We start from the raw sequence: 26367 nt of genomic DNA on the forward strand, positions 1-26367 counted from the left end.
GGACCGCGGGAACCGGGGGCAGCGCACCGGCCAGGTGCCGTCGCGTGCCTCCATCGGCTTAGGAGGGGCATGCGCGAGGAGCGGGAAGCCCGGGAACCGGTCGCCGTCATCGGCATCGGCTGCCGACTGCCGGGGGCGCACGGGGCCCGACAACTGTGGGACGTGCTGGAGGCCGGGGTCGACGCGGTCGGCGAGATCCCGGCGGAGCGCTTCGACGTCGACCGGCACCACGACCCCGAACGCGGCAGACAGGGGCGCATCTCGACGCGCCTGGGCGGGTTCCTGGCAGACGTGGACCTGTTCGACGCCGAGTTCTTCGGCGTCTCCGGCCACGAGGCCGTGCGGATCGACCCGCAGCACCGCCTGATGGCCCAGACCGTGTGGGAGGCCGTCGAGGACGCCGGCCTCACCGCCGGAGGTCTCGCCGGCAGCGCGACCGGTGTCTACACGGCGTGTCTGAACGCCGACTACTGGGACATGGTCCGCGCGGCGGGCCTGTCGGACATGCACGCGGTCGCCGGCAACGGGGCGTGGGGCATGCCGGCGGGCAGGCTGTCGCACCTGCTGGACCTGCGCGGACCGAGCCTCGGCGTCGAGGCGACCTGCTCGACGTCGCTGCTGGCGGTGCACCTGGCGTGCCGCGACCTGTGGTCCGGGCACGCGGAGGCGGCGATCGTGGCCGGCGTGAACCTGCTGCTGGCGCCCGACTTCTACTTCCCCTTGTCGGAGGCGGGCATCCTGTCACGCGACGGGAGCAGGCGGTTCGGCGACGCGGGCTCCGATGGGTACGTGCGCAGCGAGGGCGCGGTGGCCGTGGTGCTCAAGCCGCTGGGCGCGGCGCTGCGCGACGGCGACCGCGTGTACGCCACCGTCCTGGGCGGCGCGGTGAACAACAACGGCCGTGCCAGCGAGACGCTGATCACGCCGAGCGTGGACGGGCAGGCGGCGATGCTGCGGGCCGCGCACGCGGACGCCGGGGTGTCCGCCGCCGAGGTGGACTACGTGGAGGCGCACGGCGCCGGCACACCGGTCGGCGACGAGGTGGAGTTGACCGCGCTGAACCGGGTCTTCGGCTCGGCGTCGCGCGAGCGGCCGTGCCTGGTCGGCTCGGTGAAGTCCAACATCGGCCACATCGAGGCGGCAGCCGGGTTGGCGGGACTGGCGAAGACGGCGCTGGCGCTGCACCGCGGCGTCCTGCCGGCCACGCTGCGCGTGCTCGACCCGCACCCCGTGCTGGCCGGGTCGGCGCTGGAGCTGGTGACCGACGCGCGGCCGTGGCCCGCGACCGGGCGGCCGGGCGTGGCCGGGGTCAGCTCGTTCGGGCTGTCGGCGACCAACGTGCACCTAGTGCTGCGCGCCGCACCCCGGCCCGAACCGCGCGAGTCGAAGCCGACGCGGCGCGCGGCGCACCTGGTCCCCGTGTCGGCGCGCAGCGAGGCCGCCGCGCGCGCGTCGGCCGCCGCGTTCGCGGACGTGGTGGAGCGCGCCGGTGACGAGGGCCTCGTGGACGTCGCGTTCAGCGCGGCGACCCGGCGCAGCCACCACGCCCACCGGATCGCGGTGTCCGGTGCGGACGCCGCCGAGGTCGCGGCGGGCCTGCGCGCCGCCGCGCGTGCCCCCGCCGTCCCGGCGCGCGTGCCCAGGGTGGTGTTCGTCTACTCCGGACAGGGCTCGCAGTGGAAGGGCATGGGCCGTGACCTGTACGAGGTCGAGCCCACTTTCCGCCGAGTGTTCACCGCGTGCGCGGAGGCGATCCGGGCCGAGGCGGGCTGGTGGCTGCCCGACCGGTTGGACTCGCTGAAGGGCCCGGCGGAGCTGCAACCCGCGCTGTGGGCGTTCCAGGTGGCGCTCGCCGGCACGTGGCGGGAGTGGGGGCTGGAGCCGGAGGTCGTGATCGGGCACAGCATGGGCGAGATCGCGGCGGCGTGCACGGCCGGTGCGCTGACGCTGCGAGACGGCGCGGCGATCGCGGCCCGGCGCGGCGAGCTGATCGCCCGCCTGCCCGGCCGGGGCGCGATGGTGGCGCTCGGCATCGGAGAGGAGGACGCGCTGCGCGCCGTCGGCGACCGGGCGGACGAGGTCGCGGTCGCGGTGGTGAACGGACCGGACTCGGTGGTGCTGGCCGGTGAACCCGCGGCGCTGGAGGAGGTCGTGGCGCCGTTGCGCGAGGCGGGTGTGTTCTGCCGGTACGTCGACGTCGACTACGCGTCGCACTCCCCGCACATCGATCCGATCTGCGCCGAACTGGTCGAGGCACTGGCCGGGCTGGAGCCACGGCACGCCGTCATCCCGCTGCGCTCCACGGTGTCCGGCGAGCTGGTGCGCGGCCCTGAGCTGGACGGCCGGTACTGGGTGCGCAACCTGCGCGAGCAGGTGCGGTTCGGTCCGGCGGTGACAGCCGTGCTCGCCGAGGGCGGTCCGGTGACGTTCGTGGAGATCAGCCCGCACGCGGTGCTGGGCACGTTGCTCGCCGACCGCGCCCAGGAAGCCGGCGTGGACGGCGTCGCGATCACCTCGGCCGTGCGGGGGGAGCCGGTGCTGGGCACCGTGCTGGCCGGGCTCGGCGCCGCGTACGCGCGGGGCCACGAGGTCCGGTGGGACGTCGTGCAGCCGCCCGGCTCGTTCACCGACCTCCCGCTGTACCCGTGGCAGGGCAGGCGGCACTGGGCTCCCACCCGGCCGGCCGCGGTCGTGCCGACCGACCACGTGCGGACGTTCGACCCGGACCGGACGGCGCCGGAGGCCGAGCTGTTGGTCGGGACGTGCTTGGAGGTGGCGTTGACGGCGGTGATGCGCGTGACCGGCGGGGGCGCCGAGCTGACCGGGCTGCACCACCACGGCACCGCGGCAGCTGGCAGCCCGCTGCGGGTCGTGCTGCACGCTGACGGTGGCGGGTGGCGGTTCACCGCGCGGGCGGAGGAGGCGGGCGAGGACGGTCTGTCGACGTGGACGACCGTGCTCAGCGGGCGCGGGGCGGCCCGCGAGCTGTCCGGGCGGGAATCCCTCGACGGCGCCACGCCGCTGGCGAACGTGGCGGCGGAGCTGGGATCGGCGCTCGGTTCAGCGGCCCTGGCAGGTCCCTTGCCCGATCGGGTGTGGAAGCGCGTCGACGGGGACGTGGTGCGGCTGCTGGCGTCGGACGGCACGGTGGTCGGCGAGCTCCGGGGGGTGCCGGAGGAGGCCGTCCCAGAGCGGCCCGCGACGCTGGACGAGTGGTTCGTCGAGGAGGTGCGCGCGCTGCTGGGGGCCGACCGCGTCGACCGCACCAGGCGCCTGTCCGACCTCGGCATGGACTCGATGCTGGCGGTCAAGCTGATCGCACGCGTCCGCGCCGAGACCGGTGTTCGGTTGGCCACGCGCTCACTGCTCGGCGGCAACACCGTGGACGCGGTGATCGCGCAGCTCACCGGGAGCACCTCGGGATGACGTGGGCCGGCCCGGCGCTCCTGCGGAACGCGCCGGGCCGGTCGGCGTCAGACGAGTTCGCGCCACCGCTGCTCGTTGGTGACCACGGCGACGCTGAGCCGTGAGGCCACCGGTCACTCGATCGGCTCCGACTAGCTTACCGGAGTGTGACCAACGCCCTTCGCATTGCTGCGCCTGCTACGCACGTTCGCCCCGGCGACCGGGCGTTCCTCACGGCACCGCTGCTCTGCTCCGGAAATGCAGTAGTGGGTAGTCGATCGCCGTGCGCAAACTGCGCGGCCTGGTCACCACCGGCGAACGTAAACAGGCCCCACCTGCTGTCGCCGACGGGTAGATCCCATGAGTGGAATGGCCGGAGAGTCTGTTGAGGATCCTGTCCGAGTTTGTCGAGCAGCAGTGACCGTAGGCCTGCCACCTCGTCCGCATGTCGTGCAAATCTCGCCATCACGGCGTTACCCCCAACGGGCCCGTCAGCCCGCGGCCCAGCCGCGCCGTGCGGATCAACGGAACCGTGCGGACGAGGAACCCGAGATGGGTGCCGGTGGTACGGTCGTCGCTTATGGTGGAGTCCTCACGGCGGGCTGGGGCTGGCCCGGTGGCGGCTACGCGACCGCACGGGGCGCGATGAGGGCGATCTGATTACCGTGCTCACTTCAGTCCTGATCCCCGTGGCGGTGGTGATGTGGCTTGCCCTGGCCGCACGCTTCTTCCTGAAGATGCCGGCGAACCGCCGTGTCGTCTCCGCGCTCGTCGCGCTGGCCACACCGGCGGTCGGGGTCGGCGCGGCGTTACTCAAAGGGCTTCCGGCCGAATGGGCGTTCGGGTGCGCGGCCGTCGCCACCGCCATCCCGTGGCTGGCCACGAACTTCAAACCCGAGTTGATGGTCGACGCCGCGCACGAATTCGGCGAGGACGCCACGGAGGAGCAGGAACACGCCTCGCAGAAGTACCAACTGCGGGCGGTGCTGTTGGTGTTCCTGGTCGTGCTCGTGTGGGCGGTCATCTTCTGGGAGGACATCCCGGTATGACCACGGGCCTGCGCCGCGCTGCGCCCATGTCCCGTCGGCGGGACATGGGCGCGATGGTCGACGCGGACTTCGTGCGGGGTCCGGCAGGCGAGTGTCGAATGTAGACGGTCGTGGTGACGACGGCGTTGTCGAAGCACGAGCCGGGTGCGCCCTGCTGACGGGTGCAGGCCGTGTCCGGCGAGCGCGGATCGGAACATCCTGGAGCTGAGTTCCGAACAGGAACCTCTCGGCGCTCGGCTGCACCGCGGGCACGGTGACCAGGCACATGAGCCGTGGACTGGCTCGGTTGCGCGTCCTGCTCACCGACGACCCGGCTGCCGTTATGTGACCGTTATGAAATGCCCTCAGTGCGGACGGGCCTTGCCCTCGTGTTCACAGGTGAGTTTGGAAAACCTGTCGAGGAACTCAAAGGAGTCCTGGTGAAGAACAGCATTAAGGCCGTGGTGGTCGGCCTCTTCGCGATCCTGGGTGTGCTGGTGCCGAACCTCGGTGCCAATGCTGCTCCGGCGGACGCCGTCGTCGTCGCACCGACGGCTGTCAGCACGTCCGTCGACATCGCCGAAGCGCCTCCGTGCGGCTTCTTCGAGAACGCGGTGGATTCCTACTACGGCCACTGCGGCCCGACCTGGGTCAAGATCAGGGTCGACCGCCACAACGGTCAGCCCGGGTACGACCTGTGCGTGCCGCCGTCATCGCTCGTCTACCTCGGTTCGGCCTCCGACATCGCGAACGCCTACTACATCGGTCTGTGCTGATAGGGCGCTGATTAGGGCTTCGCTTTCTGGAAATCTGCTCGAAAATCCAAGGGAGTGCTTGTGAAGAACAGCATGAAGGCCGCAGTGGTCGGCCTCTTCGCCGTTGCCGGCGCGTTGGTGCCGATCGCAGGCGCCAATGCCGCGCCCGCCGGCAGCGGGGTCGGGGCCCAGCAGATCTGCGGTTTCTACGAGAACGCGGTGGAGGCCCGCTACGGTCACTGCGGGCCGACCTGGGTCAAGATCAGGGTCGACCGCCACAACGGTCTGTCCGGGTACGACCTCTGCGTGCCGCCGTGGTCGGACAGCTACCTCGGTTCCGACGACGTCATCGCGAACGCGTTCTACACCGGCCTCTGCTGACCCGCCGTCGGGACAGCTGACGACGCACTGCGGCTCGCGCCACGGAAGGCGCGAGCCGCAGTGCGTTCAAGTGGATCGTCCGACACCACTGAGGTGGGTAGGCGCGCCCGGCGAGTCGGCGCTCGTTCACGACCGCGTGCGCTGACGGCCGCACGGTGTCCCGGGTGGACACCGCAGTCGGGCGTGTTCCTGGAGCGAGGTGACCACCGCGTCGCCGCGGTCCACGGCCTCGATGCCCTGCACGGTGGCGGCCAGGCCTTGGACGGTGGTAACGCACGGGACGCCGGACGCCACCGCGGCGGTGCGGATCTCGGAGCCGTCCCGCCGCCCGGACGAGGTGCTGACGACGAGGTCGACCTCACCGGCCAGGATGCGGTTCACGATGGTCGGCTCGCCGTCGCGGCCGGGTCCGTCACCGTGCGCGCGGACGACCGTGACGTCGACGCCGTGACGGTGCAGGACTTCCGCGGTACCCGCGGTGGCCAGGATCTCGAAACCGGCGTCGGCCAGCGCCTTCACCGGGAAGATCATGCCCCGCTTGTCGCGGTTGGCGACCGACACGAAGGCCCGGCCCTTGGTGGGCAGCGGACCGCCGCCGCGGGCGGCCTGTGCCTTGGCGTAGGCGGCGCCGAAGACCGCGTCGATGCCCATCACCTCGCCGATGGAGCGCATCTCCGGGCCGCGCACGCCGTAGCCCTCGAGAGTGCGGAACCGGTTCCACGGCAGCACACCCTCCTTGACGGCGACGGCGACGGCGGCGTCCGGCGGCAGCGTGCCGCCGTCCCCGTCGGCCCACAGCAGGCCCTCGGCGCGCAGCTCGTCGACGGTGGACCCGAGCATCACCCGGGCAGCGGCCTTGGCCAGCGGCACGCCGGTGGCCTTGGACACGAACGGAAGGGTGCGGCCGGCCCGCGGATTCGCCTCCAGCACGTACAGCACGCCTGACGCGAGCGCGTACCGCACGTTCATCAGCCCGCGCACCCCGATGCCGTCGGCCAGGACACGGGTGGACTCGCGGATCCGGGCGATGTCGGCGCGGCCGAGCGTGATCGGCGGCAGCGCGCACGCCGAGTCGCCGGAGTGGACGCCGGCCTCCTCTATGTGCTCCATGACGCCTCCCAGGTACAGCTCGCGGCCGTCGTAGAGCGCGTCGACATCGATCTCGATCGCGTCATCGAGGAACCGGTCCGCCGGCGCCGGGTGCTCGGCGTTGGTGGCCTGCTCGAACGACGTCGCCGTGCCGCACGTCGGGGCGAGCAGCCCCACCTCGGCCAACAAGGCGCCGAACGCGCCGCGGTTCTCGGCCAGGTCGATGCCCGCCGGGCCGGTGCCGACGATCGGCACCCCGGCGGCCTCCAGGCGCGCGGCCAGGCCCAGCGGCGTCGGCCCGCCCAGCTGCACCAGCACCCCGGCGACTTCGCCGGTGGCCTGCTCGGCGGCCACCACCTCCAGCACGTCCTCGAAGGTGAGCGGCTCGAAGTAGAGGCGGTGGCTGGTGCGCTGGTCGGTGGACACCGCCTGCGGGTTGCAGTTGACCATCACGGTCTCGTAGCCGGCCGCGGCGAGCGCGAAGCTCGCGTGCACGCACGCGTAGTCGAACTCGACGCCTTGGCTGATCCGGTTCGGCCCGCTGCTGAGGATGACCACCTTCGGCGCGGCGGCCGGTGGCGCCTCGGGCTCCTCGCCGTAGGACGAGTACCGGGCAGCCGCACGCCCGTCAACCGCCGTGTACCCGGGTCTGATGCCCAACGACCAGCGCAGTTCGCGGACCTCGTCCTCGGACAGGCCGCGCAGCTCGCCGATCTGCGCGTCGGACAGGCCGTGCCGCTTGGCGAGCACCAGCGTCTCCGGCCGGATCGCGCCGTCCTGGCCGGCGACCACCCGCGCGACGTCCTCGATCCGCCGGACCTGATCCAGGAACCACGGGTCGATGCCGGTCGCGGCGGCCAACTCCTCGACCGCGGCACCGGCCCGGATGGCCTGGTGCACGGTGTTGATGCGGCCGTCGGTGGGCCGCCGGCTCGCCTCGACCAGGGCGTCCTTGTCACCCGACGGCTCGGCCCAGCTGAAGGAGCCGCCGGCCCTGTCCAACGAGCGCAGCGCCTTGTTGAGCGCTTCCGGGAAGGACCGGCCGATCGCCATCGCCTCCCCGACCGACTTCATGTGGGTGGTGAGGCCCGCGTCGGCAGTCGGGAAGTTCTCGAACGCGAACCGCGGCGCCTTCACCACGACGTGGTCCAAGCGCGGTCCGAAGGCGGCCGGAGCCTCCCCGGTGATGGCGTCGGGTATCTCGTCCAGTGTGTAGCCGACGGCCAGCCTGGTGGCGATCTCGGCGATCGGGACGCCGGTCGCCTTGGCGGCGAGCGCGCTGGAGCGGGACACGCGCACGTTCGCCCCGACCACGATCGTGCGGCCGGTGCGCGGGTCGACGGCGAACCGGACGTTGCAGCCGCCGTCGACGCCGACCGCGCGGACCACCGCCATGGCCACGTCGCGCATCCGCCGGTGCTCCCGGTCGGTCAGCGTCATGGCCGGTGCCACGGCGATGGAGTCGCCGGCGTGCACGCCCATCGGGTCCAGGTTCTCGATCGAGCAGACGACGGCCACGTTGTCGTCGCGGTCGCGCAGGAGTTCGAGCTCGAACTCCTTCCAGCCGAGGACCGACTCCTCCAACAGCACCTGCCGGGCCGGGCTGGACACCATGGCCGACAGCTGCCGCTCGTCGTGGGCGAAGCCGGCACCGCCCATCGTGGACGAGGGCCGCACCAAGACCGGGTAGCCGAGTTCCGCCGCCGCGGCGTGGCACTGCTCCAGCGTGTGGCAGGTGGCGCCGCGGACGACGTCGGCGCCCACCCGCCGGACGATCCGCTTGAACTCCTCACGGTTCCCGCCCGCGCGGATCGCGTCGATGTCGGCGCCGATCAGCTCGACGCCGTACCGGGCGAGCACGCCGGACTCGTGCAGGGCGACGGCGTTGTCGAGCGCGGTCCGGCCGCCGAAGGTGGCCAGCAGGGCGTCCGGCCGTTCCTTGGCGATGACCTGCTCGATGGTCTCGGGAGTGACCGGCTCCACGTAGGTGGCGTCGGCGAACTCCGGGTCGGTCATGATGGTCGCCGGGTTGCTGTTGACCAGCACGACCCGCACACCCTCCGCCTTGAGCACACGGCACGCCTGCGTGCCGGTGTAGTCGAGCTCGGCGCCCTGGCCGATGACGATCGGACCGGACCCGATGACCAGCACGGAGTTCACGTCACTGCGCCGCGGCACGGCCCGCACCTCCCATCGCCCGGCAGAACCGCTCGGAGCCGTGCCGTGACCGTCCTTCCGGGACGAGCGGCGCGGGACGGCCGTCTCATGTGCGGGCGGCGGGTGCGTCGTCGGTGGCGGGCCAGCGCCGACCGGCCTCCCAGTAGGACTGGACTTCGTCCAGGGAACGGCCCTTCGTCTCCGGGGCGAGGAAGAACACGAAGAGCCAGGCGGCGACGGTGACGGCCAGGAGGATGAGGTAGGTCGCCAGGCCGCCGACGGTGTTGAGCAGGTCGAGGAAGAACTGGGCGACGACCAGGTTGGTGGTGAGGTTCGTCAGCAGCATCACCGACGCGCCGGCGCCGCGGAGGTGGTCCGGGAAGCCCTCGGCGGCGAAGACCCACACCAGTGCCCCGAAACCGGAGTTGAAGCCGACGACGAAGACCACCAGGCCGAGGAAGCCCACCACCTCCGGCGAGTCGACGGCGAACCCGAGCACCATCAGGGCGTGTCCCAGGCCCATGAGGGTGGTGCCGGCGAGCAGGGCGGGCCGCCTGCCGAACCGGTCGATCGTCAGCGCGCACACGAGCGCCGCGACCGCGCCCGCGAGTTGGACGAAACCGGGCAGCACCAGCAGTCCGAAGGTGTCGGTGTAACCCATGTGCTCGAAGATCCGCGGGCTGAAGAACACCATCGCGTTGATGCCCGTGGCCTGGACGAAGAACCCCAGCGTGATGACGAACAGCGTCAGCGTCCGGTAGCGCGGGCTGAACAGGGCGCGCAGGACGCCCGGCGGACGCGCGGCACCCGCGGTCGGGCCGGTTCTCCGGAGTTGACGCCAGCGATCGGTCTCGGGGAGCCGGGTCAGCCACAGGGCGGTGACCAGGGCGAGGACGCCGGGAACGGCGATCATCAGCCGCCACTGCCCGCTGCCCGCGAGGAAGTAGCCGCCGATGTACCCCAACGCGCACCCGAGGGAAGTCGCCACCTGGTACAGGACGGCGGTGCGTCCGCGAGCGCGTGTCGAGACCGATTCGGCGATGAAGATGGGGGTCGCCACGATGGCGATGCCGATCGCGATGCCCTGCACGAAGCGGCTCGCGTCCAGCCACACGAGGTTGACCGACGTCACGGCCAGGGTGGTGCCCGCCACGTGCAGCAGCGCCAACCCGAGCAGGGTGGTCCGGCGGCCGAGCGCGTTGACGAGCCTGCTGCCCAGCAGCGCGCCGACGATCCACCCGGCCGCCGTGGCGGCGTACAGGGAGCCCTGCTGCGTCGTGGCCAGGGTGAAGTGGTCGGTGACCAGCACCAGCGCGCCTGCCATGGCGGTGGCGTCGTAGCCGCAGGTCAGTCCCATGATCATGGCCAGGATGCCCACTCGGGTGTCCTGGCCGTGCCGGCCGGGGCGGGTGGTGGTCACGCCGATCAGTCCTCCTCGGGTACGGGGACCGCCGTGGCGATCGCGGTGATGAGCGAGGGGTGCGCGGTGGCCGAGGCGAAGCAGACTTCGAAGACCTGATCGCCCTTCTCCAGCGGGCGCGTGAGGTCCAGTGGCCGCCCGTCGAGATCGGTGCAGCGACCGCCGCACTCTTCGAGGACGCACACCGCCGCCGCCACGTCCCAGATCCGGCAACCGCGATGCACGAACGCGCCGTACGCGCCGTCGGCCACCATGCAGATGTCGAAGACGCTGTTGCTCATGCGGACGCCGAGGCAGGCCGTGCCGATGGCGGTGACGAGCCGCCCTTCGGCCGCCATCAGGTCGGCCGGCCCCTTGTCCATCCCGTACGCCACCAGCGAGCGGTCGAGCCCGGTGGTCGGGAGCGGCCCGAGCGGTTGCCCGTCACGGGTGGCCCCGCGGCCGGACTGGGCGACGTACACCGTGCCGAACGCGGGCAGCGCCAAGCCGCCGGCGAGCACGCCGTCCGGGCCGACCGCCGCCATCATCACCCCGTACAGGGGGCTGCCGACGGCGTAGTTGCTCGTGCCGTCCAACGGGTCGACGATCCAGGTGATCCCGTGGTCGCCTGGTGTTCCGCCGCTCTCCTCCTCCAGGATCGCGTGCCGCGGGTAGGCGTCCCTGATCCGCCCGGTCAGCAACGCGCCCAGTGCCAGGTCCGTGTCGGTGACGACCTGGTTCACGTCCGTCGGCTTGACCGTCGCCCGGCCGGAGCCCTGCATCCGGGTGGCCACTTCGGACGCTTCGCGAAGGCAGGAGTCGATGAACGCCGTGTAGTCCGGTTCCGGCGCGGTCACCGCGCCACCTTGGTGTATTCCGCGATGATGGGCCGCTCCGGGGTGATCACGGTGTCCGGGATCTCGTCCAGGCCGAAGAAGCGCCACGCGCTGTTCTCCGCGGTGTCCAGGACTATCGTGGCTTCCCGCGGCAGCCTGGCCACGTAGGCGGCGGTGACGTTGAAGATCTCGTCACCGTTCGGGTAGCGGTAGTAGTACTCGGCGCCGGAGAAGAGCCCGAGCAGGCTCAGGTCGCCGACGTCCAGGCCGGTCTCCTCCTTCACCTCGCGCCGCCCGGTCTCCTCGAACGACTCCCCCGGCTCCATGAGTCCGCCGGGCAGTCCCCAGCCCCCGGTGTCGACCCGCTCCAGGAGCAGGACCCGCCCGGCCGGGTCGGTGACCACGACCGACGTGCCGGGCAGGATCAGCGGCCGGGTCCCGACCAGCTCGCGCAGGTCCGCCACGTAGTTGTTCACGACGCTCTACCACCACTTCCGTGCTCGATCGCTCAACAGGCCGCGTGCAGTTCGCCGATGAGGTCGCAGATCTCGTCCACGAGATGTGCCGGCATGTGCGAGTACAGCGGCAGCGTGATCATGCTCGACGCCAGTTCCTCCGTCACGGACAGGTCCGCGCCGGCCGGCACGTCCCGGTAGGCGGTCTGCTGGTGCAACGCGGGGCTGAAGTACTTCCGGGTGCTGACATTCTCGCGGGCCAGCCGCTCGGCCAGTTGGTCGCGGGTCATCCCGAACCGCGTGCCGTCCACGCGAATGCCCAGGTCCTTGTACGAGCTCGTCGCGCCCGTCGGGACCTCCTGAAACTCCAGGCCCGGCAGGCCGCCCAGGCTAGAGCGGTAGCGTTCCGCCAAGGACTGTCTGATGTGGATCCACCGGGTGAAGCTCTTGAGCGCGTGCACGCCCAGGGCCCCGGAGACCTCGGTCATGCGGCCGTTGAGCCCGATGGAGCGGCTGTCGTAGTCACCCGGGTTGCCGTATTCGCGCGCCATGCGCAGCTTCGCGGCCAGCGCGGCGTCGTTCGTGGTGACCAGCCCGCCCTCTCCGGTGCTGAGGGTCTTGGTCGGGCTGAGGCTGAACACCTCGGCCACGCCCTTGCCACCCACCATGGCGCCGTCGGGATAACGGCTCCCGAAGCCGTGCGCGGCGTCGATGACGAGCGGGATTCCCTTGGTGTCGCACAGTTCCTGCAGCCGATCGGCGTCGCATGGCGCGCCGAACGTGTGCACGGCCATCACCCCCGCCGCCTCCGCGATCAGCGGTGCGACGGCGTCCGGGTCGAGGGTCCAGGTCCGGGGGTGGGAGTCGGCGAACCGGACCCCGTTGCCCGCCCAGTCGATCGCGTGGCCGGAAGCCATGAACGTGAAGCTCGGCACGACGACGTCACCCGTCAGGTCCAGGCAGCGGAGCACGAGCATCAGGCCGGTCGTGCAGTTGCTCACCGCGACCGCGTGGCCGACGCCCAGGTAGGCGCTCGCGGCCTCTTCGAACTCCCGCACGTGCTTGCCGTTGGTGAGCATGCCGGACCGGAGGATCCCCTTGATGGCCGACTCCAGCTCGGCGTCGGCTTCGACGGTCGGGCGGGTCAGGGGCACGAGTTCGGCGAAACGCGGCGGGCGGGCGGTGTTCACGGTGGTGTCGGTCATGGTGTGGGTCCCCCGGTGGATGACGGAACGCGCTCGTTGGACGGAGGCGTCGGGACGGCGCCGGCTACGCCGAGACCGGGTCGTCGCGCTTCGCGACCGCGGTCAGGTAGTTGCTGTACCGAGGGGAGTCGAAGTCCGTGAACCCGCCGTTGAGCATGGCGTCCCGGATGTCCCGCACCGTGTCGACCACCCGGTGACCCAAAGTGAAACCCAACTCTCGCCCGATCGGGTCGAAATTCACCCGGTAGTTGCGCGGATCCGTCTGCTCCTTGCGGATCTCCAGGCGGACACCGGCGATCTCCTCGGCGATGAGTTCCCCGATGGTGTCCATGCGGTAGTTCTCCTCGCCGAAACCGCAGTTGTAGACGACGCCGGGAGCGGCACGCGGGGCATCCCGAAGGACGAGCTGCACGGCCGCCGCCGCATCCTCGACGTGCAGGAACGGCCGCCACTGCGTGCCGCCGTGGACGGTGACACGGCCGCGTGCCACGGCGTCCGCCGTCATGACGTTGACCGCGAGGTCGAACCGCATCCGAGGTGAAAGGCCGTGGATGGTGGCGAATCGCAGCAGACGGGACGAGAGCACGTCCCGGGGCAACGAGAGCAGGTAGTGCTCGGACCTCACCTTGGATTCGGCGTAGACGGACTGCGGCGCCACGGGCGACCACACGTCCACCTCCTTGTCCGCCGTGAGCCCGTAGTTGCTGCACGTGGAAGCGAAGACCAACGACCGCACACCCGCACGCCGGCACGCCTCGACGACCCGTACCGTCCCGAGGTAGTTGACGTCCCAGGCGGTGTCCGGGTCGACCGCGCAGGCCGGATCGCCCACGATCGCCGCCAGGTGCACCACCGCGTCCACTCCGCCGAGCGCCTTGTGCCACGAGCCGACGTCGCGGACGTCGCCGTCGACGTAGGTGACCCGGGGCAGGTCGAGTTCCGGACCGCCGACCAGACCGTTGTCGACCACGACGACCTCTGATCCGGACCGGCAGAGCCGTTGGGTCAGCACCGACCCGATGTACCCGCGCCCACCGGTGATCAGGTACTTCTTCATGGTTCGTTTCTCTCCTCGGTTCTGCGCGTCCCGTGCCGCCCCGGGATTCGGCGAACTCGACGGGCCCAGGACGCGGTCACCGCTCACCGCCCGCCAGCCTGGCGTCGGCCACCACGATCTGGCCGAGCGAAATGCCACCGTCGTTGGTCGGCACCTGCCGGTGGCAGTACGCGTCGAAGCCCGCCGCGCGCAGCTCCACCAGGCAGTTGACCAACAGGAACTCGTTCAGGAAGACGCCGCCGGACAGCACCACCTGCCCGGTGCCCGCCACCCGCAACGCCCGACACCGCTCCACGACGACGTCGACCACGGCCGAGTGGAAACGACGGCTCATCACGGCGGTGTCGAGGCCGGCTGCCAGGTCGGCGGCCAGCGCGCGGACCAGCGGACGGGGGTCGATCTCCGTGACGCCGTCGTGCTCCAGCAGGCCGAAGCGGTATCGCCGGTCGGGTTCCGCCATGGTGAAGTCGCGTTCGAGCAGGCCTTCCAGCTCGATGGGACCGTGCGCTTCGTACTCGGCGTGCGTGGTGATGGCCAGCAAGGCGGCGACACCGTCGAACAGCCGGCCCATGCTGGAGGCGGGTGGCGAGTTGATCCCGCGCCGCGCCATGGTGGCGAAGACGTGCCGCTGTTGTTCGTCCAGGCGTGCCAGGACCGGGAAAGCGGCGAGCGCGGCGGACGTGTCCGCGAGCGCGTCCAGGGCCAGGGCGAAACCGGTCCTGATCGGCTCGGTGACCGCCTTGTCACCGCCCAGCAGCGGCACGGTCCGCAGGTGCGCGACGCGACGGGCGTCGCGGTAGTCGCCCAGCAGGAATTCGCCGCCCCAGGTGGTGCCGTCCAGGCCGTACCCGGCGCCGTCGAAGACGACACCGATCGTCCGGCCGTCCAGCCGGTTGTCGGCCATGCAGGACGCCATGTGCGCGTGGTGGTGCTGGATCTGGACGACGTGCTCGAAGGCGTTGCCCTGCTCCTCGAACGCGAAGCGCGTCGCGCGGAACTGCGGGTGCAGGTCCACGGCGGCGTGCCGCGGCCGGAGCTCGTGCAGCTCGGCGAGGTGTTGGACGGCCGCTCGGTGCGCCACGAACGTCTCGTCGTTCTTGATGTCGCCGATGTGCTGGCTGACGTAGACCCGGGAGCCGCTGCTCAACGCCACCGTGGTCTTCAGCTCGGCGCCGTACGCCACCAGCGGCGCCAGGTCGGTGCCGACTTCCACGGGGTACGGCGCGTAGCCGCGGGACCGGCGGATGAAGCTGACCACCGGCTCGCCGAGTTCGGGGTGCTCGGAGTAGCGGACGATCGAGTCGTCGACCCGGACCTCGATGTCGCGGTCGTGGTAGAGGATCAGGTCGGCGACCTGGTGCAGCTGCGCCAACGCGTCCTCGTTGCGGTGCACGATCGGATAGCCGGAGATGTTCCCGCTGGTCATGACCAACGCGTCCAACCCGGCGTGATCGACCAGGAGGTGGTGCAGCGGCGCGGACGGCAGCATCACGCCGAGGTTGGGGTTGCGTGGCGCGATCTGCTCCGACAGGCCGTCGGACCGCTTGCGCAGCAACACGATCGGGCGAGCCGGGGAGAGCAGCAGGTCCGCCTCGGCGGGACGGACCTCGGCGAAACCGGTGACCGTGTCCAGGTCGCGGGCCATCACCGCGAACGGCTTGGAATCGCGCCGCTTGCGGGTCCGCAGCCGTGCGACGGCCTCGGCGTTGCGGGCGTCCACGGCGAGGTGGAACCCGCCGACGCTCTTGACCGCGACGATCCTGCCCTCGGTGAGCGCGGCCGTGGCCGCGGCGAGCGCCTCCTCCCCTTCGGCCGTCGCGCCGTCGGAGCCGGCCAACAGCAGCCGGGGGCCGCAGTCGGTGCACGCGTTGGGCTGGGCGTGGTAGCGGCGGTCCAGCGGGTCGCCGTACTCGACGGCGCACGGTTGGCACATCGTGAAGACGGCCATGGTGGTCGCGGCCCGGTCGTAGGGCAGTTCCCGGATGATGGAGTAGCGCGGGCCGCAGTTGGTGCAGTTGATGAACGGGTAGCGGTACCGGCGGTCGGTCGGGTCGCGCAGCTCGGCGAGGCAGTCGGCGCACACGTACGAGTCGGCCGGGACGACCGTGGTGCGCAGTCCGCTGTGCAGGCTCTCCCGGATGGTGAACCCTCCCGGCTCCGCCGCGGCGGCGGGCAGTTCCTCCACCCGCACGGCCGTGACCCGGGCCTGCGGTGGCGCGTGCGTGCTCAGGCTCTCGGTGAAGCGGCGCACCTCCTCGGGTCGACCGGCGACCTCGACCAGCACGCCCTCCGGGTCGTTGAGCACCCAGCCGGTCAGGTCGTGCCGCAACGCCAACTTGTAGACGAACGGCCGGTACCCCACGCCCTGGACCACGCCCACCACGCGGATGCGCCGCCGGATTCCCGAATCGCTGTTCGGCACCTCGTCACCTCTCGCGCTCAGCACAGGCGCGGCAGCTCGGAGCCCTGGAGCTCCTCGATCACGGAGTCACGCCCGTCGCCGTCGCGCATCAGGACCACCGGCTCCGCGTCCGCGGTCACCTCGCCGATCGCGACCGCCTCGCGGCCGTACCGGTGCGAGCGGAGCGCCGCCAGCACCTCCTGCTCGGCTTCGGGGGCGACGAACAGGCACAGGCAGCCCTCGTTGGCGGCATGGATCGCGTTGATACCCAGCATGTCCGTGGCCATCACGGTCTCGAACTGGATGGGCAGCCGGTCCTGGTCGACCCTGATCGTGAGCCCGGACGCCTGCGCGTACTCGTGGAGGACGGCGGCCAGACCGCCTCGGGTGACATCGCGGACCGAGTGCACCGCGCCCTCGCCCGTCGACGCCAACAGCTCGTCCAGGAGCCCGTTCAGCGGCGCGCAGTCGCTGAGCACGCGTTGCTCGAAACCGAGGCCCTCCCGGATCGACAGCAGGTGCACGGTGTGGTTGCCGATCGATCCGCTGAGGATCACCCGATCACCGGGTCGGACGTCGCGCATCCGCAGCGGCGCGCGTTCGAAGACGCCGATACCGGCCGTGTTGAGGTAGATCTGGTCGACCTCGCCCTTGCGGACCACCTTGGTGTCGCCGCAGACGATCTGGACGCCCGCTTCGAGGGCCATCTCCCGGATCGAGGTGACCACCTGGAGCAGGCGGGAGATCGGGAGCCCGGTCTCGAGGATCATCCCGAGGGTGAGGTAGAGCGGGCGCGCGCCGACCACCGCGAGGTCGTTGACCGTGCCGCAGACCGCGATCTTGCCGATGTCGCCGTTGCCGAAGAACGGCGGGTCGACCACGAACGAGTCGGTGGTCATCGCGATCCGCCCGGCGGGAATGGACAACATGGCGCTGTCCTCCATTTCGCCGATGTAGACGTCGCCGAGCGTGTCGACGATGAGGGAGACCAGCTCATGGCTGAGCTTGGCCCCGCTGCCGTGGTCGAGAACGACCTCATCAGGGTCGGTGACCGAGCTTGCCATTGAGCGTCCTCCCTTTCTGGGTGCGCGCGCGAAATGACCGTTCGTGGAATCGGCGGGATCGTGGTGATCGGGATCGGACGCCCGGTGGTCATGGCAGGGTCTTGACGACCCTGCGGGGAAGTTCACCCTTGGTGTCAAGGGTTTCCAGGATCTCCGACGAGTCGGCGACCGTGGCGCAGTACCCGCTGAGCCAGGTGAGCGAGCGGTCCCGGTCCGCCGGGTTGTCGGAGACGACGCAGTCGGACGGCACCCACACGTTGTAGCCGCGGAAGAACGCGTCGGCGGCGGTCGTCTGCACGCAGATCTGGGTCTGCAGGCCGGTGACCACGACGGTGTCGACGCCGGCGGCCTGGAGCAGGTCGTGCATCTCGGTCTCGTAGAAGCCGCTGTCCTTGTTCTTCTCCACGACCACGTCACCGTCCGCGAGGAAGGCGGGCAGGATTTCCGCGCCCTCGGTGCCGCGCTGGAGCGGAAGGGTTCCGTCGGCTTTGCGGTTCGCGTTGGGGTCGTCGGGCAGGTTGATCAACTGCAGGTGGTAGACGGTGTGGCCGCGGCGCCGCATCTCGTCCAGGAAAGCGGTGTAGTGGGGCTGCGCGTCGGCGATCACCGCGGTCCGTTCGGGGGTCAGGTAAACCACATCGCCCTGGAGGTCATTGGTGAGGACGGCGATCTTGCCCATGAGTGCTCCTTGTATAGACGAAAAGCCGATGGCGCAATGACGCGCAGTCCGCGGAATGGCACCTCGCGAACCGGTCGGCAGAAACTCGTCGAGAGTAAGGCCGCTCGGAGCGGGTGAACAAGACAAAGCGCTGTTCGGATCCGTTCACCGGGGCGTAACCGCCGTTCGGACCTGTTCGGAACGTAGCCCAGTCCGTTCACGAACACACCCGAACAGCCCAACACCGCCCGCTGGATCGGCGGTCGCCCCAGGTGGACTGGACCACCATGCTGGAGCCATGAGCCACGGAGGGGGCGGCTCAGCAGAGTCGTCGTCGGCAGCACCTCAGCCGACCGAGGCCACCACCGCAGCCGAATTCACCGCGGCACTGCGCGCGTTGCGGATGTGGTCCGGGCTGACCTACCGACAGCTGGAGGGGAAGACGGCGGCGCACCGGGCCCGGCTGCCGCCCAGCACGATCGCGACCACACTCGGCCGCGCCACGTTGCCCAGGGAACACTTCGTCGACACCTTCACCCGCGCCTGCGGCCTCGGCGACGACGAAGTGCTGCTGTGGCTCAAGACCCGCCGCCGCATCGCCGTCCGGGCGACCGATGAGGACGACGACGAGCCGGCCCCGGCCACCGGCACACCGGTCCGGTCGCGTGCCCCGCGATGGCGTCGGGTGGCGAGCCTCGTCGCGGCCACGTTCATCGGCATCGTCGGCACGCTGGCCGTCGACGCCGTGTTCGACCGGTCCGCACCGGCCTCGCCGGCGGCGTTGACGCTGGCGGGACTGACCATCCGCCCGGTGGGCAGCTGGGCACGTATCCACCCCGCGCGGACGCCCGAACTGTGCCTCACCGAGGGCCGGACCGGCCGCCACGCCACCCCCATCGCCGTCCAACAGTCCTGCGCGGACACGACCCTCCCGCACGTGTTCATCGAGCCGCTCGGCGCGAACGTCGTGCAGATCCAGTGGCACCACCCAAGCCACGGCATCCGATGCCTCGCGGTCCTGTCCGACCGGCCGGACCACGACTTCCTCGAACCGGGCGACTGCACCGACGACGACCCTGCCCAGCGGTTTCGGATCGAGCCGACCGGCCCACCGTCCGTGGCGCACGTCCGCATCCACCCCGTCGTCACCGGCTCGTGCCTCGGCCTGCGCGACCGCGCCACCTCCGCCGGCGCCGAAATCGTCCAGTCCCCCTGCTCCACCGCCTCCGACCAGGAGTTCCTGATCGAACCGACCGCACCCCCGTGACCGGGCGGATTTCTCGGCGTCGCCCGGCGAGGCTGGACGCCCTGCCGGCCGACCTGGACGAGGTCCGGGCGAGCCTGAACGACCCGAACGCAGCTCGACGTCCCTTGTGGACAGTGAGGCACGACGCCTGCGGGAGATGGTCCGGTTCGTCCTGGAGGACGGCGGCGGAGTCATGGTGGAGGTCGACCCCGCCCGCACACGACCCGCGTGTCGCGCCACGTCGACCGACTTTCCCTGCCACAGCGACGCCCGGCGCCGCTGTCGACCGGGAGGCCCATTACTCCGAATGGGCTAATGTCTAGTTCGTGGACACAAGGATCAAGGCATCGTTGCTACATTCGGCCCTGGGGTAGGGAGTCGGGTAAGACGCCCGCGGCGCCGAACACGGTGGCCGCGGCTCGGTGCTTGAGGGGTCACGCCGGGCCTGGGACGTCCCGAACCCTTGGGGGGCGCACAACCGCTTGGTCGCCACGGCGGCCGGCGGTCGATAGTGACGCTTCCGAACGGACGACATCACGGTAATCGTGGTGAACGACGCTCGGAGCATGGGGGAAACAATCGTGACGTGCACTTCATCAAGCACCTCGTGTGTGCGACGGCTCAGCCGCGTTTCTTGCTGTTGTCCCGCAAGGCATCGTCGAACTCCGCGACGGGGGCTTCATTCCGTCGTCGCGGAGTCGACGCTCATCTGACTCTCGGACATCACCGCACCACCGGGACGTAAACGCCCTGGTGTCCGAATTCGGACCTCGCGCACAACAGCCGCGGCCGCACGAGCACAAGGACACGAAGATGCTTGCCACCAGCGATATCAACCCGGCCATCACCGATCCGGTCCTGGCCAGCATGAACCTCCTCAACGAGGTCACCCTGCGGTACCCGAGGGCGTTGTCGTTCGGAGCCGGACGGCCCTTCGACGGCCTGCACGACGTCGAGGCCTCCCTGGCCCTGGTCAGGAGTTACGTCGACCGCGAGGCGGCCGCCACGAACCGGAGAGCCGCCGACCTGATGAACCAACTCGGCCAGTACGGGCGGACGAAAGGGCTGATCCACGAACTCGTCGCGGAAATGCTGCGCAACGACGAGGGTATCGAGGTCGATCCCGACAGCATCGTCATCACGTCGGGCGCCCAGGAAGCCATGGCGTTGTGCGTCACGGTCCTCTGCGGCCGGGTCGAGGACGTCGCGCTGGCCGGTGAACCGGGCTACGTGGGATTCGCCGGGATCGCGAAACTTCTCGGCACGCACCTCGAAGGGCTCGTGCTCGACGGGCGGTCGATGACTCCGCGGCTGATCCGGAGTCGGTTGACGAGCCTCTCCGACCGGGGTCGCAGGCCGCGCCTGCTGTACTGCAACCCGGACTTCTCCAACCCGACCGGCCGGCGGATGTCCTTGTCGACGCGACAGGAGCTCCTCCGGATCGCCGAAGACCACGACCTGTTGATCGTGGAGGACTCGACTTACCGGTACTTCTCGTTCGACCAGACCGAACTGCCGTCGTTGAAGAGCCTGGACGAGAACCGCCGGGTCATCTACAGCGGGACCTTCTCGAAGACCCTGTTCCCGGGACTCCGGATCGGCTACCTCGTGGCCGACCAGGCCATGCAGTCGGCCGACGGCCCGTATCCGCTCGCGGACGAGCTGTCGAAGGCGAAGAGCATGTTCACCAACAACACCTCGCCCATCTGCCAGGCGATCGTGGGTGGCTACCTGCTGGAGCACGGGTGCTCGCTGCGGGCGGCGGTCCAGCCGAAGGTCGAGTTCTACCGGCGGAACCGGGATGTCCTGCTGGCGTCGTTCGACCACTGCTTCCCGCGCGGTGAGACGTGGACGGACGGCGTCGACTGGTCCACTCCGGACGGCGGGTTCTTCGCCACGCTCCGCGTGCCGTTCGAAGTCGACCACGACGCACTGAACGAGTCCGCCGCCGAGCACGGCGTCATCTGGATCCCGATGCGCGATTTCTACCTGGGTCCGGGCGGTGAGAGCGAGATCCGGCTCGCCTTCAGCTCGCTGGACCCCGAGCAGATCAGGGAGGGGGTTCGTCGCCTGGCGCTGTTCGTGCGGTCACGGGTCCTCGGCGATCACCCCGGCATGGCGGGGACGCGATCCGGCGCGGTGAGCAGGACATGACGCTCTTCTTCGAAGACCTCCTGCGCGAGAACGCGGTCCTCTCGCTCGTGGTGGCCGGGTGGACCGGTCGTGATGCCGCCGCGGTGCGGCGCCACGTCGAGGAGTTGCGACAGCTCGGCGTCGAACCACCTCGGCGCACACCGTGCTTCTACGAACTGGGTCGGGGCTTGCTGACCACAGCCCCGGAGGTAGACGTCATCGGGTCGCGCAGCAGTGGCGAGGTGGAATTCGTGCTCGTCGCCGTCGGCGGCGCACTCTTCGTCGGCGTGGGCTCGGACCACACCGATCGGGGCGTCGAAGCCCACGACATCGCCACCGCCAAGCAGATGTGCCCCAAGCCGGTGGCACCCGTGCTCTGGCCGTTGGAGTCGATCGGCCACTGGGACGAGCTGGTGCTGCGCTCGTACATCTACGTCGACGGCAGGCGCGTGCTGTACCAACAGGGGTGCGTGGCGGAGATCCAACGCCCCGCTGATCTGATCGATCGGTTCACGAAGGGGCGCCGAGCGCTGCTGCCGGACGGCACGGTGATGTTCTGCGGGACCTTGCCGGTGATCGGGGAGAGCGTGCCCGCGCGGCAGTTCGGGTTCGAACTGGAGGACCCCGTGCGCGACGTCCGGATAGCGCATTCGTACCGGGTTCGGCAGCTTCCACCAAGTGGGATCGGGTGACGCCATGTTCATGGGGAAAGAGCACAACGAGTTCTACGCGGTCGACCTCGAAGGCGACTGGGAAACACCTCCCGGCTATCCCGACGGGATCCAGCAGAAGATCCTGTCCGGGACGCTCGACGAGGACGGCAAGCGCGGGTTCCGGACCCGCCTCCTCCGGTTCGCCCCGGGCACGGTCACGACGCGCCCCTTCGTGCACGACTACTGGGAGGAGATCTACCTGGTCTCGGGAGACCTGACCGTCGGGTGCGACGCGAACGGTGAAGGCGGACAGGAGTTCGGGCCGAACACCTACGCCTGCCGCCCTCCGGCGGCGCACCACGGACCGTTCAAGTCGAACCACGGGTGCTTGCTGATCGAGCTGCACTACTACGAGCCCTGGGGCGCGCTCGGCGACGGCCACGGGACGCGGCATGAGTAGAACCGCGCGGCTGGCGTCGGCCCAGTGGACGATCTTCTGCGTCGTGGCCGTCAGCTACCTCCTCTCGTACTTCCACCGCCTGGCGCCCGCCGCCATCAGCTCGGACCTCACGACGGCGTTCGCGATCAACGGCACGACGCTGGGGTCGCTGGCCGCGGTGTACTTCTACGTGCACAGCCTGATGCAGGTTCCGACCGGGGTCCTCACGGACACGCTGGGGCCGCGGACGATCCTCAGCTTCGGCGCGGGTGTCACCGGCGTCGGGTGCGTCGTGTTCGCGACGGCCTCCGATTGGGAGGTCGCCGCGATCGGCCGGTTGGCCATCGGCCTGGGCACGTCCGTGGCGTTCATCGCGTTCCTGAAGCTGAACGCCGCCTGGTTCCCGGAACGGCGGTTCGCCTCGATAGCCGGTCTCACCATCATGATCGGCAACTTCGGCGCGGTCTTCGGTGCCAGCCCGCTCGCCTGGGTCGTCGAGACGCTGGGGTGGCGCGCGGTCTTCGCCTGGCTCGGTGCGGTCTCGGCCGTCCTCATCGCACTCACTTGGGCGACCGTGCGGAACCGCCCGGAAGACGCGGGTTTCGCCCTTCCGCCCGACTTCGCCCCCGCCATCGTGGGCGCCCAGCCCCACTCCGGTTGGGTGGACGGGCTGAAGGACGTGGTGCGGAACCGGCAGACGTGGCCCGGCTTCTGGATCAACTTCGGCATCTGCGGGACCTTCTTCTGCTTCAGCGGGCTGTGGGCCGTTCCGTACCTCATGGACGTCTACTCCTACAGCCGGGTCGTGGCCTCGAACCACGTCACGCTCCTGCTGCTGGGCGTCGCGCTGGGCGCCCTGTGCGTCGGGAGGGTCTCGGACCGCTTCGGTAACCGCAAGAAGGTGATGCTGGCCTTCGGCGGTGCGTATCTGCTCACATGGGTCCCGCTCGCCATCGAAGTGCGCCTGCCGATGGCCGCGACGCTCGCCCTGTTCTTCGTGATGGGCTTCGCGATCCCCAGCTACACGCTCACGTGGTCGGTGGCCAAGGAGGTCAACAACCCCAGGTTCTCCGGCATCGCCACGAGCGTGGTGAACGTCGGCTGCTTCCTGGGCGCCGGCGTCATGCAGCCGGTGATCGGGTGGATCCTGGACTCCGCCACAGCGGCGGGTGGTGACGTGGTCTCGGCGTACCGGACCGCGATGGTGGTGCTCTTCGTGGTCACGGCGCTCGGTTTCGCCGCCATCGCGTTCCTGCGGGAAACGCACGCCAGGAACCAGTGGAAAGAGCCCGCAGGTCCGCCTGTCCGGGTGTGAGAGCCCGGCGCACGATTGGAGAGCGCCCCATGTTGTTCGCGTTCATCAACTGGGACCGGGACGGCGCCGGCGACTTGCGCACCGAGCTGCGCCCGGTGCACCGCGAGTACCTCGGCGGTGTTGCCGATCGCATCGCCTTCGCCGGTCCCCTGCTGGCCGACGACGGTCAGACGGTCCAGGGCAGCCTGCTGGTGCTGGACTTCCCGACGCGGGAGGACGCCGAAGCCTGGCTCGCCGGGGAGCCGTACACCGGGGCGGGCGTCTACTCGACGACCACCATCCACCTGTTCGAGAACCGCTGGCCTCAACGGGCAGGCTTTCCGGACCGATGACGCGGACGGCACCACCGCCTTCCGCCTCCACCACGAATCCCCGCCCCTACCTGCTCGATCACTTCGCCTGGGCGAGCCAGACGGCGTCGGCGCCGGCCGGGAAGCGGAGTTGGCCGGTCGTGTCGTGCACAGCTCGCCACACCGTCTCGGCGACGTCGCTCTCCCGGGTGGACAGGTCCTGGCTCATGAAGGCGTCCATGGCCTTCTTCGCCCACGGTGCGTAGGGCGCCGGGATCAGGTCGTCCATCGGGGTGCCGTTCGTTGCCCTGGCCGCGAAGTTCGTCGTCAGGCAGGCGCCGGGCTCGACCGTCTTCGCCTGCACACCGAAAGGCGCGAGTTCGAGCGCGAGCGACGCGGTGAACCCTTCGATGGCCATCTTGCTCGCCTTGTAGACGGCCGAGAGCGGCATGTGGCCCAGTACCACGCTGGAAGTCACGTTGACCACGACGCCCGAGCCGCGCTCGCGGAACCCGGGCAGCACGGCCTGGGTCGTCGCCATCACGCCGAACGTGTTGATCTCGAACACCTCCCGCACACGGGCCATCGGGGTGCCCTCGAACACGCCGATCGACGGGACGCCGGCGTTGTTGACCAGGACGTCGACAGGTCCCGCCGCCTCGAACGCGGCGGTGATGCTCTCGGGCTCGGCCACGTCGAGCTGGAGGACGCGAAGCCGGTCCGACTCGGGAAGGACGTCCGGGCGCGGGGTGCGCATGGTGGCGATGACGTTCCAGCCCTGGGCGTGGAAGTGGAGTGCGGTTTCCCGCCCGTACCCGGAGGAGGTGCCGGTGATCAGGACCGTCTTCACGATGTGCTCCTGGTGATGTCGTGGAATCCCCGAATGGACAGGCATTGCTGCCCAGCAGGAGTTGCGGTGATTCCATTCAATCGCCCTGACCTGCGGAAACGATAGAACCATCCTCCCTTCCTCTGACACGATCCTCTACGGAGCTCCGGTTCGGCCGAGGTCGGGCAGAGCGCTCGCCGGAGTGCGCCCGGCGTCCCGCAGGCGGGCCGCGTCCACGCTCGGAGGCGCGCCGAACCGGCGGCGGTACTCCCGGCTGAACTGCGACGCGTTGTCGTAGCCGACGCGCTGGCCGACCCCGGTGACGTCGCCGGGGTGGGTGGCGAGCAGCAGCCGGGCCTCCTGCAGCCGGATCTGCTTCTGGAACTGGATGGGGCTCATCGCCGTCACGGCCTGGAAGTTGCGGTAGAAGGCGGAAACGCTCATGCCCGACATGCGCGCCACGTCCTCGACCAGGAAGGGCTGCGCGTAGTGCTCGCGGATCCAGCGCACGGCCCGCGAGATGTGGCTGAGGCCGCTGTCGGCCAAGCCGATCTGGCGAACCGTCGCCCCCTGCTCACCGGTGATCAGGCGCCACAGGATCTCGCGCTTGACCAGCGGCGCCAGCACGGCCCGGTCGCGGGGCTCGTCGAGCAGCCGCAGCAACCGGACCACCGCGTCGAGCAGCGCGGCGGGAGCGTCGCTGACGGCGATCCCCGACGGAATGCCTTCGCCGGCGCGGGGGACGTCCCCGGGACCGGACTGCAGCAGCAGTTCGGCGACGGCGGAAGGTTCCAGCACGAGACCGAAGCCGAGTGCGGGCTGCTCGGGGTCCGCCCGGGTGAACTGGCCGGTGACGGGCAGGTCGACGGAGGCGACCAGGTACTGCCCGGGGCCGTACTCGTAGATCCGGTCGCCCAGGGCGAGGCGCTTGGCGCCCTGGGCGATGACCGCGAGGACCGTGCCGGACATGGAGGGCGACGGCGGATCCGCCCGGTCGACCTTCGAGATGAGGACGCCGTCGATGGCGGTGGTCCAGTCGGCGCGGACATGCCGGGCCAGCAGGGTGCGTAGTTCCTCGAGGCTCATGCGCCCATTGCAGCACTCTCCCCGCACCACAACCCCGAGATCGAGAGGATCGTGTCAGTCCGGGCGAGGATCGTTCTACGTTTTCGCAGGTCATCTCGGTTGAATGGGATCATTCCACTTCCCACCGAGAAGAGAAAACCATGATCGCCACCTACGGCTTCAGCGCCACCCTGACCGCCGCGCCCGGCTTGGGCGACCGGCTGGTCGAACTCCTGCTGACGGGCCTGGACGAGGGGAGCCCCGGCGCGAGCGAGCACTGCGTCGTCTATCTGGTCTCCCGCTCCGCGTCCGACCCCGACGTCGTCCACGTCATCGAGGGCTGGACGAGCGAGGAGGACCACCACCGGACGTTCGCCGGCGAGGCCGCCCAGGCCATCGTCGCCCGGATCGACGGACTGCTGGCCAAGGAGCCCGAGTACACCGACCACGTCCCGGTCCGCGGCAAAGCCGCCTTCTGAACCCGTAGAGCCGCGTCCCACACCCGGT

General features: G+C 70.3%; 22 protein-coding genes. 11 read left to right on the top strand and 11 right to left on the bottom strand.

Going from position 1 to position 26367, the window contains the following annotated elements; genetic code table 11:
• Positions 1-69 precede the first annotated feature (69 nt).
• From ADK67_RS31015 to ADK67_RS31030, 4 genes are all read left to right on the top strand, one after another.
• A complete protein-coding gene (locus ADK67_RS31015) occupies positions 70-3426 on the top strand; it encodes a type I polyketide synthase (RefSeq protein WP_053720097.1) in 3357 nt (1118 codons plus the stop codon).
• A gap of 644 nt (positions 3427-4070) precedes the next feature.
• Positions 4071-4454: a hypothetical protein gene (locus tag ADK67_RS31020; protein ID WP_157620952.1), complete on the top strand. Its 384-nt coding sequence runs from the start codon at positions 4071-4073 to the stop codon at positions 4452-4454.
• Positions 4455-4873: 419 nt separating this feature from the next.
• Positions 4874-5209: a DUF6355 family natural product biosynthesis protein gene (locus ADK67_RS31025; RefSeq protein WP_053720099.1), complete on the top strand. Its 336-nt coding sequence runs from the start codon at positions 4874-4876 to the stop codon at positions 5207-5209.
• Positions 5210-5269: 60 nt separating this feature from the next.
• A complete protein-coding gene (locus tag ADK67_RS31030; protein WP_053720100.1) occupies positions 5270-5569 on the top strand; it encodes a DUF6355 family natural product biosynthesis protein in 300 nt (99 codons plus the stop codon).
• Between the two features lie 126 nt (positions 5570-5695).
• Here the strand turns inward: ADK67_RS31030 and carB are convergent, their stop codons facing one another.
• The 9 genes from carB to ADK67_RS31075 all read right to left on the bottom strand — a co-directional run bounded on the left by carB (position 5696) and on the right by ADK67_RS31075 (position 17911).
• Positions 5696-8836, bottom strand: coding sequence for a carbamoyl-phosphate synthase large subunit (carB, locus tag ADK67_RS31035; protein ID WP_053720101.1), 3141 nt, complete (start codon positions 8834-8836; stop codon positions 5696-5698).
• An 85-nt stretch (positions 8837-8921) separates the two neighbouring features.
• On the bottom strand, positions 8922-10235 hold the full coding sequence (locus ADK67_RS31040) for an MFS transporter (protein ID WP_053720102.1): 1314 nt from the start codon (positions 10233-10235) through the stop codon (positions 8922-8924).
• Positions 10236-10240: 5 nt separating this feature from the next.
• On the bottom strand, positions 10241-11071 hold the full coding sequence (locus ADK67_RS31045) for an inositol monophosphatase family protein (protein WP_053720103.1): 831 nt from the start codon (positions 11069-11071) through the stop codon (positions 10241-10243).
• Complete coding sequence (locus tag ADK67_RS31050; RefSeq protein ID WP_053720104.1) at positions 11068-11526, bottom strand: NUDIX hydrolase; 459 nt, start codon at positions 11524-11526, stop codon at positions 11068-11070. The genes ADK67_RS31045 and ADK67_RS31050 overlap by 4 nt, the downstream gene beginning before the upstream one ends.
• 32 nt (positions 11527-11558) lie before the next feature.
• On the bottom strand, positions 11559-12710 hold the full coding sequence (locus ADK67_RS31055; protein WP_053720105.1) for a DegT/DnrJ/EryC1/StrS family aminotransferase: 1152 nt from the start codon (positions 12708-12710) through the stop codon (positions 11559-11561).
• A 64-nt stretch (positions 12711-12774) separates the two neighbouring features.
• Positions 12775-13767, bottom strand: coding sequence for an NAD-dependent epimerase/dehydratase family protein (locus tag ADK67_RS31060; RefSeq protein WP_053720106.1), 993 nt, complete (start codon positions 13765-13767; stop codon positions 12775-12777).
• A 76-nt stretch (positions 13768-13843) separates the two neighbouring features.
• Entirely contained in the window at positions 13844-16189 is a 2346-nt protein-coding gene (gene hypF, locus ADK67_RS31065; RefSeq protein ID WP_082404107.1) for a carbamoyltransferase HypF, read from the bottom strand.
• A gap of 17 nt (positions 16190-16206) precedes the next feature.
• Positions 16207-17232: a hydrogenase expression/formation protein HypE gene (gene hypE, locus ADK67_RS31070; RefSeq protein WP_053720107.1), complete on the bottom strand. Its 1026-nt coding sequence runs from the start codon at positions 17230-17232 to the stop codon at positions 16207-16209.
• An 88-nt stretch (positions 17233-17320) separates the two neighbouring features.
• Positions 17321-17911, bottom strand: a complete 591-nt coding sequence (locus ADK67_RS31075; protein ID WP_053720108.1) for a cysteine hydrolase — start codon at positions 17909-17911, stop codon at positions 17321-17323.
• A 277-nt stretch (positions 17912-18188) separates the two neighbouring features.
• Here ADK67_RS31075 and ADK67_RS31080 point away from each other — a divergent pair, with 277 nt between their 5' ends.
• From ADK67_RS31080 to ADK67_RS31105, 6 genes are all read left to right on the top strand, one after another.
• On the top strand, positions 18189-19157 hold the full coding sequence (locus tag ADK67_RS31080) for an XRE family transcriptional regulator (RefSeq protein ID WP_053720109.1): 969 nt from the start codon (positions 18189-18191) through the stop codon (positions 19155-19157).
• A gap of 792 nt (positions 19158-19949) precedes the next feature.
• Positions 19950-21290, top strand: a complete 1341-nt coding sequence (locus tag ADK67_RS31085; RefSeq protein ID WP_053720110.1) for an aminotransferase-like domain-containing protein — start codon at positions 19950-19952, stop codon at positions 21288-21290.
• Entirely contained in the window at positions 21287-21961 is a 675-nt protein-coding gene (locus ADK67_RS31090) for a DUF2848 domain-containing protein (protein ID WP_053720111.1), read from the top strand. The genes ADK67_RS31085 and ADK67_RS31090 overlap by 4 nt, the downstream gene beginning before the upstream one ends.
• 4 nt (positions 21962-21965) lie before the next feature.
• The gene (locus ADK67_RS31095; protein ID WP_053720112.1) at positions 21966-22382 is read left to right on the top strand and encodes a cupin; all 417 of its coding nucleotides are present in this window, start codon (positions 21966-21968) and stop codon (positions 22380-22382) included.
• Positions 22375-23676: an MFS transporter gene (locus ADK67_RS31100; RefSeq protein ID WP_063797782.1), complete on the top strand. Its 1302-nt coding sequence runs from the start codon at positions 22375-22377 to the stop codon at positions 23674-23676. Before ADK67_RS31095 ends, ADK67_RS31100 begins: the two co-directional genes overlap by 8 nt.
• Positions 23677-23705: 29 nt before the next feature.
• The gene (locus tag ADK67_RS31105; RefSeq protein ID WP_053720114.1) at positions 23706-24008 is read left to right on the top strand and encodes a YciI family protein; all 303 of its coding nucleotides are present in this window, start codon (positions 23706-23708) and stop codon (positions 24006-24008) included.
• Between the two features lie 58 nt (positions 24009-24066).
• On the opposite strand, the gene ADK67_RS31110 is transcribed toward ADK67_RS31105, so the two are convergent.
• A complete protein-coding gene (locus ADK67_RS31110; protein ID WP_053720115.1) occupies positions 24067-24816 on the bottom strand; it encodes an SDR family oxidoreductase in 750 nt (249 codons plus the stop codon).
• Positions 24817-24951: 135 nt separating this feature from the next.
• Positions 24952-25881: an AraC family transcriptional regulator gene (locus ADK67_RS31115; RefSeq protein WP_053720116.1), complete on the bottom strand. Its 930-nt coding sequence runs from the start codon at positions 25879-25881 to the stop codon at positions 24952-24954.
• A gap of 140 nt (positions 25882-26021) precedes the next feature.
• Here ADK67_RS31115 and ADK67_RS31120 point away from each other — a divergent pair, with 140 nt between their 5' ends.
• The gene (locus ADK67_RS31120) at positions 26022-26339 is read left to right on the top strand and encodes a putative quinol monooxygenase (protein WP_053720117.1); all 318 of its coding nucleotides are present in this window, start codon (positions 26022-26024) and stop codon (positions 26337-26339) included.
• The last annotated feature ends 28 nt before the right edge of the window (positions 26340-26367 follow it).

This window comes from Saccharothrix sp. NRRL B-16348 (genome assembly GCF_001280085.1).
Classification (GTDB): Bacteria; Actinomycetota; Actinomycetes; order Mycobacteriales; family Pseudonocardiaceae; genus Actinosynnema.